The sequence below is a fragment of the Vibrio sp. QJM3NY_39 genome (assembly GCF_057785895.1).
On record NZ_CM173505.1, the window covers coordinates 303,503 to 315,964 of the forward strand.

The window sequence follows — 12,462 nt, forward strand, 5'->3', positions numbered from 1 at the left end:
TATTAATAACTTTTGCTTAAATTCTTGTGGCCTTGCCACCGTTTAGCCCTCAAAGGAATGTTTCAAAGGAATGAGTAATACTCCCTCGACAGACAAAGCCGTGCCAAAGGTGTTAATAATCTACGCACACCCAGAGCCGCACACCTCTATTGCTAATCAAATGATGGTTAAAAAGGTCGAGTCGCTCGGTCATGTCAAAATTCACGATCTCTACGCCATCTACCCAGACTTCTTTATCGATGTGCCTTATGAGCATGACTTACTCCTAGAGTACGATGTGATTGTGTTCCAGCATCCTCTGTTTATGTATTCCTGTCCTTCGTTATTGAAGGAGTGGTTTGATCGTGTGTTAGGAAAAGGATTTGCATTCGGTGAGCAGAGTGCGCTTAAAGGCAAACACTGGCGCAGCGTTATTACTACCGGTGGTAAAGAAGAGGCGTTTGGTGCCGCAGGCTATAATAAATATCCATTACAAGAGATCTTGCAACCATTCGAGCTAACCGCTGCTTTGTGTCAGATGCACTGGATATCCCCCTTAGTTTTACACTGGGCGAGAAATGTTTCGGATATGACGCTTTACCAACACGCAGAAGCGTATCGAAATTGGCTGCGAGACCCGCTACAAGATATAGGAGCGAATAATGGCTCTGACTAATGATTTTCTACAAAGTAGCGTTATATTTTTAGCGGCTGCTGTGGTCGCGGTTCCTATCGCGCAGCGCGCTGGCCTAGGCTCAGTACTCGGCTATCTATTAGCTGGCGTGGCGATTGGCCCTTGGGGGCTTGGTTTAATCAGTGATGTCGAAGCGATTCTACATTTCTCCGAATTCGGGGTGGTGCTGCTGCTTTTCTTGATTGGCTTAGAGCTTAACCCTAAAAAACTGTGGCAGATGAGGGCGCCTATTCTCGGACTCGGTGGTGCGCAAGTGCTGATCACCACCTTGATTATTACCGCTATCTCCTGTTTGTTCGGATTAACATGGCAAACCAGCCTGGTAATAGGTATGGGTTTAGCGCTGTCTTCGACAGCCATAGCCTTACGTGTTATTGAAGAGCGGGAGCTCGGCGGTAAAGAAGCGGGGCAATCCGGCTTTGCTGTATTACTTTTCCAAGATATAGCAGTAATCCCTATGTTGGCGATGCTGCCTTTGCTCGCTGGTAATACGGGCGGCAGTTGGGCTGACATGTTGTGGATGCTAGGTGGTGTGATTGGCTTGCTTGTCGGTGGTCACTTCTTGTTGAGACCACTGTTCCGATATGTAGTCATGAGCGGTGTGCGTGAGTTATTCACAGTTGCGGCGCTGTTATTGGTGATTGGTATTGCCGTCATCATGCAGCAGATTGGTTTGTCGATGGCACTCGGTACTTTCTTGGCGGGCGTACTTCTGGCTGAAAGTGAATATCGACATGAGCTTGAAATCGCCATAGACCCATTTAAAGGGTTACTGCTCGGCCTGTTCTTTATTTCGGTGGGTATGGCGGTGAACTTAGGTTTACTGGCAGAAAGTCCATTCGCAATATTGATCGCGGTGTCGTCTCTGGTCGTATTGAAAGGCTTGGTGTTGTATGCGCTGGCTCGTATCTTCGGTACTCAAACTAAAGCGCGCAGCCGTATGGCGATGATTCTCAGCCAAGGTGGTGAATTCGCTTTCGTTATTTTTACCGCGGCGAGTGCACAAGGCATCCTAAGTGGTGACCAAGTGTCGTTCTTACTGGTGGTTGTGAGCCTTTCTATGGTGACCACGCCATTGATGCTTAAGCTGCAAGATCGCTTCTTTGCTCGTCAACTCAATCAAATCAGTGAAAGCGCGATGTCTTCTGATGTTGTCGATCGTAGCCCTCGAGTGATCATTGCTGGCTTTGGTCGTTTCGGTCAGATCATTGGACGTCTAATGTATGCCAACAAGATTCGTATCACCGTTCTTGAAAGTGACGCCAGCCAAATCCATATACTTAGAAAATTCGGCTACAAGGTATTCTACGGTGACTCAACTCACCTTGAACTATTACGTGCTGCAGGCGCTGATAAGGCTGAAGCCATTGTGCTGTGTACCGACTCTCCCGATGAAATCATGAAAACCGTGGATTTGTGTAAGCAGCATTTCCCGAAGTTGAAGATCTTAGCGCGTGCTCGAAGCCGTGTTGAAGCGTATCAATTACTTAACCATGGTGTAAGCAACTATTCTCGTGAAACTTTTCTTGGGGCTCTAGATTTAGGTCGTCAAACATTGACTGAACTTGGTATGCATCCATATAAAGCGAAGCGAGCAGAAGCACATTTTAGGAAATTGGATAATGGTATGCTCAAAGAGTTGCTTCCTCAGCATAGCGAAGATGCTGAGTTAGCTCAGAGAGCGAAAGAAGCTCGTAAAGAGCTTGAAGAGATCTTTGGACATGAGATGGAAAATGATCACCAATCTAGAAACTATTGGCAATAGCCTGAACTTAGAAACTTAGAACTTAGAACTTAGAACTTAGAGCTAATCGCTTGAGCTTAGCTCTGTAGTTGTTCTTAAAAACTGTAACTTAAAGAATCAATCTAATAATAAACGCGGTCTCTGCTTAGTCTCGAATAGAGCATGTGGGAAGAACTGCGAATCCAGAGTAGTAAAGGATATGAACGTGAAACAGAAAAAACGCTTTATCGCAGGGGCGAGTTGCCCAAGCTGCAAGACCCAAGACACACTCCGCTGGTGGGTTGAAAATAATATCGAGCTGGTGGAATGCGTCGATTGTGACTTCACTGAGCAGCGTAAACCGAAAACTGTAGAGAAATCTGAACACGCGAATCAAGAAATGATCGGTATTTTTAAGCCAGAATGATTGAGTTTCGTTAATTGATCCCCATAATATCCTGGTACAGAATTTTTCCTAAGCTCAACTGTTCGAGCTTAGTCCAAACCTCCTTGGAGCTCTCATGAAAATTGAAAAGAACGTAGTAGTTAGTGTTGCATATCAAGTGAAACTTGAAGATGGCGTAGTAGTTGACCAATCAACTGCAGAAGCTCCACTAGATTACCTTCACGGTCACAACAACCTAATTACAGGTCTTGAAAAAGAGCTTGAAGGCAAAGTAGCTGGCGACAAGTTCTCAGCAACGGTTACTCCAGAAGACGCTTACGGCGAGCACAACGATGACTTAGTTCAACGTGTTCCTGCAGACGTATTCCAAGGTGTTGAGCAAATCGAAGTTGGCATGCGTTTCCTAGCGGATACTGACCAAGGTCCAATCCCAGTTGAAGTGACTGAAGTAGATGGCGACGAAGTTGTTGTTGATGGTAACCACATGCTAGCTGGCCAAACTCTAACGTTTGACGTTGAAGTTGTAGCCGTTCGTGAAGCGACTGAAGAAGAAGTTCAACACGGTCACGTACACCAAGAAGGCGGCTGTGGTAGCCACGGTCACGACCATGATCATGACCACGAAGGCGGTTGTTGTGGTGGCGAAGGCCATGACCACGCTGAAGAGAAAAAAGACGGCTGCTGCGGCGGCGGTAGCTGTGGTTCTCACTAATACCGAACTAGCGGTTTAGTTTAAGAATATTGAAAGCCTCCCTTGTGGAGGTTTTTTTCGTTTAAGTCTCGCTTTTTGAGCTGACTTTTAATCTAGCGAACTCAGTATCCGTAAATCTAAACATCCGCGAATCTAAGCATTCGTAAAGAGTTTGGTTTTCCCTATCAGACATCAAACCATGGATGTGATATTGATAGCACAACATTATAAGACGACGTCAGTGGAGAGTTTGCATGTCACAGCCTTTTTCAATTGCTATTCATGGTGGTGCAGGAACTATCTTGCGAGAGCAAATGAGCGATGAATTAAAAACGGGTATTACCGAGGCTTTGGAGAAGTCGGTTTTGGCTGGCTATCAAGTGTTGCAATCGGGTGGAGATGCGCTGGATGCAGTGGTTGCGTCAGTCAAGGTGATGGAAGACAGCCCGCATTTTAATGCCGGTAAAGGCTCTGTTTTAACTCATGACGAATTTGTTGAGATGGATGCTTCTGTGATGCACGGTCGCGAAATGGATGCGGGTGCTATTGCAGGTGTCCGCCATATCAAAAATCCAATTGAACTTGCGCGTGATGTGATGCTTAAAAGCGACCATGTGCTGCTGATTGGTGAAGGCGCAGAGAAGTTTGCGTTTGAGCATGAGTATATCTTCACCGAGCAAGATTACTTCTTTACTGAGCGTCGTTATGACCAACTTCAGTCGATGAAAGAGAAAGGCATCTTTGCTTTGTCTGAAGCAAAATACGATGAGCAACAAGCTCAAAAATATCCAGATGATAAAAAGTACGGCACGGTTGGCGCAGTAGCATTAGACCAGGCCGGTAACTTAGCTGCAGCAACCAGTACCGGTGGCGTAACCAATAAAAAATACGGTCGTGTGGGAGATTCTCCAATCCTCGGTGCAGGCACTGTTGCTGAAAATGGCAACGTGGCCGTTTCAACAACGGGTATGGGGGAATTCTTCCTTAGAAAGATGGTCGCTAGTGATGTGGCGGCAAGAATGCGTTATCTCAAGGAAGATGTGCATACGGCTTGTGAAACGATTATTCAAGGTGAATTGAAAACCATGGGTGGTGAAGGAGGCTTGATTGCTATCGATGGCCAAGGTGATATTCATTTCGGTATGAACAGTTCTGGAATGTATCGCGCGAGTGTTGATACGAAAGGCTGCGTGGAAGTGAAGATTTATGCCGACGACTAATAAGCTTGTATTGGCTTAACTGGTTTAAGTTGAATTAGCGCAGATTAAACAAGCAAAAGGGCGACAGATAAACATCTGTCGCCCTTTTAGTTTTCTATGTCCAGCCCTGAAATGTGTTTACACATTGAGGACGAGAAACTAACGATATGCGTCGCTAGAATTAATTCGTTATCTTTAAACCGCACTTAATAGTGTGGAGGTGGCGTCTCTTCTGATGCGTCAGCGAGGTTTGAGCCATCCATATTTTTTACTTTACCCACCACGAACTTCATTTGATCTTGCATTCTCGTGATCAACATCTGTTGTTGGCTAAGCGCTTCATTGAGTTCTTCAATGGTTTGTTCTTGGAAAGCCAACTGACATTCTAGGTCATTCACGCGGCTTTCTAGTTGTTCAATTCGCTTTTCTGTCATCGTTCTTAATCCACATTCCAAGCTTGGGCGATGCCCGCAGAGGTGCCCGATATCACACGGTTCTTTTCATCAAAGGCTGCATCATACACTACCGCACGTGGAGGGCGAGCATCTTTTAATGGCTCGGCATCGTGACGAGAAATGCGTTTTCCATCTTGAGTATTCCACACACTCACTTGGCTGGATGGCGTACCCGTCACCAACATACTGCCGTCGTCAGAAAAGCGAGCACTAGAGAATATCAGCTGTCGAGACCAGCTCTGCAATTGCGCTTGAGGTTCACCTGTTTCCAAATTCCAGATCATCGCTTGGTTGCCGCCATCGGAAGTAAAAGCCAATTCTCCATCCCGTTGTAGCGCAACTCGTACTACTCTTTGTTCATGCTCGAAGGTACGTAACACCAAGCCTGATTCGGTATCCCAAAGGTAAGCTTTGTAGTCGTTGCCGCCTGATAATGCGTAGCGGCCATTAGAAGAGAGGGAGACTGAATTAACTTTTTCTCGGTGAGCAAGGAACTCAAGACGGCGTCCGGTGACTAAGTCCACATAGATAGCTTTGCCATTAGACAGGCCAAGTAAGACTTTTTCACCATTGCTGGATATATCGACATCACGAATTAGGCCATCGGAAATAGACCAAAGCCCTTCAGCTTGAGTCCAAGATAAGTCCCAAACGGCGAAATTCATCTGGCTGGCGGTAATGGCGAAGCGGCCGTTGTCCGAGATGCGGATACGCGATACTTGGTTTTCTGATTGATCTTGCGGGCCGAGTTGAGCGAGCTCTTTATCTTGGACGAGGTCCCAGAGTAACAGTTGTTTTTGCTGAGAGTAGAGCAGGGCGAAGCGTCCATCTCTGCTTAGTGCAAAGCTGGTGGCGCCATTGGGTTCAATTTCCCAACGTTGCTCATCATCTTGAAAGAAAAAGCAACCATTTAACAAGGTGATGACAATCGTACATAGCAATGAGTGGAAAAATATTCGCATCACATCTAATAATCCGGTTTGTGTCGAAAGACATATGACTAGTATATTGTTATAACTAACGTATTCACACCAATCTAATCATTAGATTTGTGCACAATAACCAATGGCTTGGCCATTAATTGGAGAATTCAATGAAATCAGTTTTAAAAGTATCACTGCTTGCCGCAACGGTTATGCTAGCAGTTGGTTGTCAGAAAGAAGAACCAAAGGCAGAAGCTCCACAGGTAGAAGAAGCTAAAGTTGCAGCAGTAAACTTTAAAACAGAAGATGACAAAGCGGCATACGCAATCGGTGTATCTTTCGCGAACTACCTAAGCACAAGCATTGATAAGCCAAGCGAGCTAGGCATTAACCTAGACAAAGATATGGTTCTTCAAGGTATCGAAGACGTATTCGCAGAGAAAACAGCACTTAACGAAGAAGAAACTCGCGCAGCTCTTGAAGCTCTAGACAAGCGTGTTGCTGAAACAATGCAAGCACAAGCGGCAGAAAAATCTGCAGAAGTGAAGAAAGCCGGTGATGATTTCCGCGCTGAGTTCGCTAAAGCTGAAGGCGTTAAGCAAACTGAATCTGGTCTACTTTACCAAGTAATGACGGCTGGTGAAGGTGCTTCTCCAAAAGACACTGATACTGTTCAAGTGCACTACAAAGGTACGCTAACCGACGGTACTCAGTTCGACAGCTCTTACGATCGTGGCGAACCAGCAACCTTCCCACTAAACCGCGTAATCCCAGGCTGGACTGAAGGCGTACAACTGATGCAAGTTGGTTCTAAGTACAAGTTCGTTATCCCGCCAGAGCTAGCATACGGTGAGCAAGACACACCGACTATCCCTGCTAACTCAACGCTAGTATTCGAAGTTGAACTACTTAAAATTGATAACGCTGAAGCGGCTCCTGCTCAGTAATATCAGCTAAAAGTTTTATTCTAAAATACGTTGATTGAATAAAAAGCCTAACTTTGAGTTAGGCTTTTTTTATGATTTGAAGGTGAGTATTTGATTTTTAAACTTGTTCTAAATCACTAGTTGCAATGTTAGCTAGGTGTGCAATTAAAATTTTCTGATAAACTTACATAAATTTGTTGATTTTTCACACGAAGGTAAGGAATAAGTGACTACTACAGAAACAGTCAATGCAGATGTGTTACTTGAAATGGAATCAGTCCACGTTATGCCATTCAGTGAACACGATAAAATCATTCTAAGATCTTATGAGGCCGTGGTTGACGGTATTGCGAGTCTTATCGGTCCGTTTTGTGAAATCGTTTTACACTCTTTAGAAGACCTCAATACTTCTGCGATTAAAATTGCCAACGGCGAAAATACAGGTCGTCAGGTTGGTTCGCCGATCACCGATCTCGCATTGAAAATGCTGAAAGATATTGAAGGTTCTAAGCGTAACTTCTCACGTTCATACTTTACTCGCGCTAAAGGCGGAGTATTGATGAAGTCGATCACGGTTGCTATCCGCAATGGTGAAGACCGAGTGATTGGTTTGTTGTGTATTAACGTAAACTTAGATGCGCCATTCTCACAAGTACTGCAATCTTTCATGCCTACCCAAGATGCGGACGAAGCAGCATCATCAGTAAACTTTGCGAGTGATGTGGAAGAGCTTGTCGACCAGACGGTTGAACGCACCATTGAAGAAATCAATGCCGACAAATCAGTATCGAACAATACTAAGAACCGTCAAATCGTGATGGAGCTTTACGACAAAGGTATTTTCGATATCAAAGATGCGATTAACCGTGTTGCCGAGCGATTGAACATCTCTAAGCACACCGTATACCTATACATCCGCCAACGTAAAACAGAGGATGAAGAGGGTTGTTAAGCTATACACTTTTAGTGAATGGACCGGTCTACGGTTCACAATCGGCAAGAAGTGCTTACCAGTTTGCTGTGGCTCTTATTAATCAGGGCCACAAACTTCACAGTGTATTCTTCTATCAAGATGGCGTCAGTAATGGCTCTGACATTACTGTGCCTGCTAATGATGAATTCGACTTGGCTTCCGCTTGGCAAAAACTGGCGGATGAGCACAATGTTAGCCTTGAAACGTGTGTGGCTGCTGCGCTTAGACGCGGAGTGATCAGCACGGATGAAGCAACGCAACATCAATTGAGAGCATCTAACTTGGCGGCTGGGTTTACCCAAGCTGGGTTAGGGAGCTTATCTGAAGCACTTTTGACGCAAGATAGGGTTGTACAGTTTTGAGTAAATTGGCCTTTGTATTTAACACTTTTCCTCATACGACGGCTGCGGGCAGGGAAGGGCTAGACGCACTGCTAGCTGCTTCAGCCTATAGTGAAGACATTACCGTGTTCTTTGTCGGTAATGGCGTTACACAGCTTCTCAAGGCTCAACAGCCTGATGAATCCCTATCACGTGACTATATTTCTGCATTCAAGCTTATGGACCTCTACGACATTGAGCAGGTTTACGTATGTCAACATAGCCTCAATCAGTTTGGTCTTTCGACCGATAACTTACTGATCGATGTGACTGCGCTAGAAGTGAATGAGTTGACGCAGAAGTTAGCTCAGAGCCAAAAAATACTGACTTTCTAGGGAACGTTATGCTTCATATTGTAAAATCAGTAGACAAACTCAAGCTTGCATTGGCGTACTCGCAACAAAAGGATCACATCCTTTTGGTTGAAGATGCGGTGTATGTTTGCCTTCCAAATCATGAGTTATTCAATCAAATCTCAAATGTTGATCATGTGTCGGTATTAAAAACAGATCTCGATAGCCGAGGTTTACAACAACTTGCTTCAAGCACTCTGGAACAAGTGGACTTCGACGGATTCGTCAAACTGACGGTTTTGAACGACAAATCAGTAACTTGGTAGCTGCGTTTTATCAGTATGGTTAAAAAAAGACCATCCTGAGCTCTAGACGGCTAAAAAAGATCTGTATATTTCTTGACACACATCCCACTGCTGAATAGAATTTTGCGTCCCTATTTACACTATGTGTAATAGGGCTAGATTTTTCATCAAGCTTACTTTCAAGTAAATCAGGAGCTAGTTAATGGCAACTATTAACCAGTTGGTACGTACTCCTCGTGTAAAGCAGGTTGTTAAAAGCAACGTGCCTGCACTAGAAGCGTGCCCACAAAAACGTGGTGTATGTACTCGCGTATATACTACTACTCCAAAAAAACCGAACTCAGCACTACGTAAAGTATGTCGTGTTCGTCTAACTAACGGCTTTGAAGTTACTTCATACATCGGCGGCGAAGGTCATAACCTTCAAGAACACAGTGTTGTTCTTATCCGTGGTGGTCGTGTTAAAGATTTACCAGGTGTGCGTTACCACACTGTTCGCGGTGCACTTGACTGTGCAGGCGTTAACGACCGTAAGAAAGGTCGTTCTAAGTATGGTGTGAAACGTCCTAAGTCTTAATGCGTCTTTTTTAAAAAGAAAGCGTTAAGTAAGGCCAAACACTATTTATTTATTATTCTGAAAAGTTTTGGAAAAAACCTGAAGAAGACAACGGAGAAATTCCATGCCACGTCGTCGCGTAATAGGCCAGCGTAAGATCCTTCCAGATCCTAAGTTCAAATCTGAACTGCTGGCAAAATTCGTTAACATCCTTATGGTTGACGGAAAAAAATCTACTGCAGAGAAGATTGTTTACACTGCACTAGAAACTATGGCTGAGAAATCTGGTAAAGATCACTTAGCTGTATTTGAAGAAGCTCTTGAAAATGTTCGCCCAGCGGTAGAAGTTAAATCTCGCCGTGTGGGTGGTTCAACTTACCAAGTACCTGTAGAAGTTCGTCCGGTTCGCCGTAACGCTCTTGCTATGCGTTGGGTAGTTGAAGCTGCGCGTAAGCGTGGTGAAAAATCTATGGCTCAACGCCTAGCTGCTGAAATGCTAGACGCGTCTGAGAACAAAGGTACTGCGGTTAAGAAACGTGAAGACGTTCACCGCATGGCTGACGCAAACAAAGCGTTCGCACATTACCGCTGGTAATACCTTTTTAGTGCTGCAAGGTTCCTTGCAGCACTTCTTTAGTTCCTATGCTTATGCTAGGAACTATTGCTATTTCTAGGGCAAGCACTTTTTAGCGAAGCATCGCTTTTAACGCATAATCTAGACATAGCAATAGTCCCTAAGTCTCTAATAAGAGGATTCAACCGTGGCTCGTAAAACTCCTATAGAGCAATACCGTAATATCGGTATCGTTGCTCACGTAGATGCAGGTAAAACAACCACAAGTGAACGTATTCTGTTCTATACCGGTCTTTCTCACAAAATCGGCGAAGTTCACGATGGTGCAGCAACCATGGACTGGATGGAGCAAGAGCAAGAGCGCGGTATTACGATCACTTCAGCAGCAACGACCACGTTTTGGCGTGGTATGGAAGCTCAGTTCTCGGACCACCGTATCAACATCATCGACACTCCTGGACACGTTGACTTCACAATCGAAGTAGAGCGTTCTCTGCGTGTACTTGATGGTGCAGTTGTTGTGTTCTGTGGCTCATCTGGTGTTGAACCTCAGTCAGAGACAGTATGGCGTCAAGCTGATAAGTACCAAGTTCCACGTATGGTTTTCGTTAACAAAATGGACCGTACAGGCGCAGATTTCTTGCGCGTAGTTGAACAGATTAAGGACCGCCTAGGCGCAACTCCTGTTCCAATTCAACTGAACATTGGTGCTGAAGAAAACTTCCAAGGTGTTGTCGATCTTATTAAGATGAAGGCAATCAACTGGAACGACGCTGACCAGGGCATGACTTTCACGTACGAAGATATTCCTGCTGACATGCAAGAAATGGCTGAAGAATATCGTACCGAACTTGTTGAAGCTGCTGCGGAAGCAAATGAAGAGCTGATGGATAAGTACCTTGAAGAAGGTGAATTAACAGAAGCTGAAATCAAGCAAGGTCTTCGTATTCGTACCCTTAATAATGAAATCGTACTTGCCACTTGTGGTAGTGCATTCAAAAACAAAGGTGTACAAGCTGTTCTAGATGCAGTGGTTGATTTCCTTCCTTCTCCAGTCGATGTACCGGCAATTAAAGGTGTTGATGAAGACGAGAATGAAATTGAGCGTCACGCAGACGACAAAGAACCGTTCTCAGCGCTAGCATTTAAAATTGCAACAGACCCATTTGTTGGTACTTTAACTTTCATCCGTGTTTACTCTGGAGTTGTTGAAAGCGGTAAAACAGCTTACAACTCTGTGAAGAAACAACGTGAACGTTTAGGGCGCATTGTTCAAATGCACTCGAACAAACGTGAAGAAGTAAAAGAAGTACGAGCAGGTGACATCGCAGCCATTATCGGCCTTAAAGATGTTACTACTGGTGAAACTCTATGTGATCAGAACCATAAAATCGTTCTTGAGCGTATGGAATTCCCAGATCCAGTTATTCAGATCGTTGTAGAGCCTCGCTCTCAAGCTGATCAAGATAAAATGACTATCGCTCTAGGTAAACTAGCAGCAGAAGACCCATCATTCCGCGTTGATATGGATGCGGAAACTGGCCAGACACTGATTTCTGGTATGGGCGAACTACACTTAGATATCATCGTTGACCGTATGAAGCGTGAATTTAACGTCAACTGCAACGTTGGTAACCCGCAAGTAGCTTATCGTGAAACGATTCGCGGTACTGCGAAAGCGGAAGGCAAATTTATCCGTGAGCATGGTGGTAAAGGTCAGTACGGTCACGTGTGGCTAAAACTTGAACCATCAGAAGCTGGCGAAGGCTTTGTCTTCGTTGATGAAATTGCCAACGGTATCGTACCTAAAGAGTTTATCGCTTCAGTCGCTAAAGGCGTTGAAGAGCAGATGAACAATGGTGTACTTGCTGGCTATCCAGTTTTGGATATCAAAGCTACACTATATGATGGTTCTTACCATGAAGTAGATTCAAGTGAGATGGCGTTTACAATCGCTGCCTCTATGGCTTTCAGATCGGGTGCACTTGAAGCGCAACCGGTTCTGCTTGAGCCTATGATGAAAGTTGAAGTAACTACTCCAGAAGACTGGATGGGTGACGTTGTTGGCGATATTAACCGTCGTCGCGGCATCATCGAAGGTATGGACGAGGGGACAGCTGGCCTGAAGATAATTCGTGCACAAGTTCCGTTGTCTGTCATGTTCGGTTACGCAACTGATTTACGTTCTGCGACACAAGGTCGTGCTTCTTACTCTATGGAGTTTAGTGAGTACGCCGAAGTGCCAAAAAATGTTGCTAATGCAATCATTGCAGAGCGTGGTTAAACAAAAGGGATGCATTTTTTTCATTTTTTGAAAGATCAATGCGTCCAAATATTGCGCTAACGAGAGTTGGCGCATAAAATAGCAATTTCTGGCGCGTCTCG

At 44.7% G+C, this 12,462-nt stretch carries 15 protein-coding genes; 13 read left to right on the plus strand and 2 right to left on the minus strand.

Going from position 1 to position 12,462, the window contains the following annotated elements; genetic code table 11:
- The first annotated feature begins 70 nt into the window (after positions 1-70).
- From kefG to AC3CHU_RS01380, 5 genes are all read left to right on the plus strand, one after another.
- Positions 71-655, plus strand: coding sequence for a glutathione-regulated potassium-efflux system ancillary protein KefG (gene kefG / locus AC3CHU_RS01360; protein WP_488524969.1), 585 nt, complete (start codon positions 71-73; stop codon positions 653-655).
- On the plus strand, positions 642-2,438 hold the full coding sequence (kefB, locus tag AC3CHU_RS01365) for a glutathione-regulated potassium-efflux system protein KefB (RefSeq protein WP_488524970.1): 1,797 nt from the start codon (positions 642-644) through the stop codon (positions 2,436-2,438). Before kefG ends, kefB begins: the two co-directional genes overlap by 14 nt.
- Before the next feature lie 184 nt (positions 2,439-2,622).
- Positions 2,623-2,823 carry a YheV family putative zinc ribbon protein gene (locus AC3CHU_RS01370; RefSeq protein WP_086048637.1) on the plus strand — a complete coding sequence of 67 codons (201 nt, stop codon included), beginning with the start codon at positions 2,623-2,625 and terminating at the stop codon, positions 2,821-2,823.
- 94 nt (positions 2,824-2,917) lie between these two features.
- Positions 2,918-3,514 carry a peptidylprolyl isomerase gene (gene slyD, locus AC3CHU_RS01375; protein ID WP_017083786.1) on the plus strand — a complete coding sequence of 199 codons (597 nt, stop codon included), beginning with the start codon at positions 2,918-2,920 and terminating at the stop codon, positions 3,512-3,514.
- Positions 3,515-3,747: 233 nt separating this feature from the next.
- Positions 3,748-4,713: an isoaspartyl peptidase/L-asparaginase family protein gene (locus AC3CHU_RS01380; RefSeq protein ID WP_488524971.1), complete on the plus strand. Its 966-nt coding sequence runs from the start codon at positions 3,748-3,750 to the stop codon at positions 4,711-4,713.
- Between the two features lie 185 nt (positions 4,714-4,898).
- Here the strand turns inward: AC3CHU_RS01380 and AC3CHU_RS01385 are convergent, their stop codons facing one another.
- Both AC3CHU_RS01385 and AC3CHU_RS01390 read right to left on the minus strand, forming a co-directional pair.
- Positions 4,899-5,126 carry a SlyX family protein gene (locus AC3CHU_RS01385; RefSeq protein ID WP_004729640.1) on the minus strand — a complete coding sequence of 76 codons (228 nt, stop codon included), beginning with the start codon at positions 5,124-5,126 and terminating at the stop codon, positions 4,899-4,901.
- 5 nt (positions 5,127-5,131) lie between these two features.
- Positions 5,132-6,109, minus strand: a complete 978-nt coding sequence (locus AC3CHU_RS01390) for a WD40 repeat domain-containing protein (protein ID WP_026012360.1) — start codon at positions 6,107-6,109, stop codon at positions 5,132-5,134.
- Positions 6,110-6,240: 131 nt separating this feature from the next.
- On the opposite strand from AC3CHU_RS01390, the gene fkpA reads away from it, so the two are divergent.
- The 8 genes from fkpA (at position 6,241) to fusA (ending at position 12,361) form a co-directional block, all read left to right on the plus strand.
- Entirely contained in the window at positions 6,241-7,017 is a 777-nt protein-coding gene (gene fkpA / locus AC3CHU_RS01395; protein ID WP_171308871.1) for an FKBP-type peptidyl-prolyl cis-trans isomerase, read from the plus strand.
- Between the two features lie 205 nt (positions 7,018-7,222).
- Positions 7,223-7,948, plus strand: coding sequence for a helix-turn-helix transcriptional regulator (locus tag AC3CHU_RS01400; RefSeq protein ID WP_004729851.1), 726 nt, complete (start codon positions 7,223-7,225; stop codon positions 7,946-7,948).
- Positions 7,942-8,331: a sulfurtransferase complex subunit TusD gene (tusD, locus tag AC3CHU_RS01405; protein WP_171308870.1), complete on the plus strand. Its 390-nt coding sequence runs from the start codon at positions 7,942-7,944 to the stop codon at positions 8,329-8,331. The genes AC3CHU_RS01400 and tusD overlap by 7 nt, the downstream gene beginning before the upstream one ends.
- Positions 8,328-8,684, plus strand: coding sequence for a sulfurtransferase complex subunit TusC (gene tusC / locus AC3CHU_RS01410; protein ID WP_017085994.1), 357 nt, complete (start codon positions 8,328-8,330; stop codon positions 8,682-8,684). Before tusD ends, tusC begins: the two co-directional genes overlap by 4 nt.
- Positions 8,685-8,692: 8 nt before the next feature.
- A complete protein-coding gene (gene tusB / locus AC3CHU_RS01415) occupies positions 8,693-8,968 on the plus strand; it encodes a sulfurtransferase complex subunit TusB (protein ID WP_114634058.1) in 276 nt (91 codons plus the stop codon).
- A gap of 181 nt (positions 8,969-9,149) precedes the next feature.
- Positions 9,150-9,524: a 30S ribosomal protein S12 gene (rpsL, locus tag AC3CHU_RS01420; RefSeq protein WP_012604917.1), complete on the plus strand. Its 375-nt coding sequence runs from the start codon at positions 9,150-9,152 to the stop codon at positions 9,522-9,524.
- 103 nt (positions 9,525-9,627) lie between these two features.
- Positions 9,628-10,098, plus strand: coding sequence for a 30S ribosomal protein S7 (gene rpsG / locus AC3CHU_RS01425; protein WP_017073678.1), 471 nt, complete (start codon positions 9,628-9,630; stop codon positions 10,096-10,098).
- A 166-nt stretch (positions 10,099-10,264) separates the two neighbouring features.
- Entirely contained in the window at positions 10,265-12,361 is a 2,097-nt protein-coding gene (gene fusA / locus AC3CHU_RS01430; protein ID WP_488524972.1) for an elongation factor G, read from the plus strand.
- The last annotated feature ends 101 nt before the right edge of the window (positions 12,362-12,462 follow it).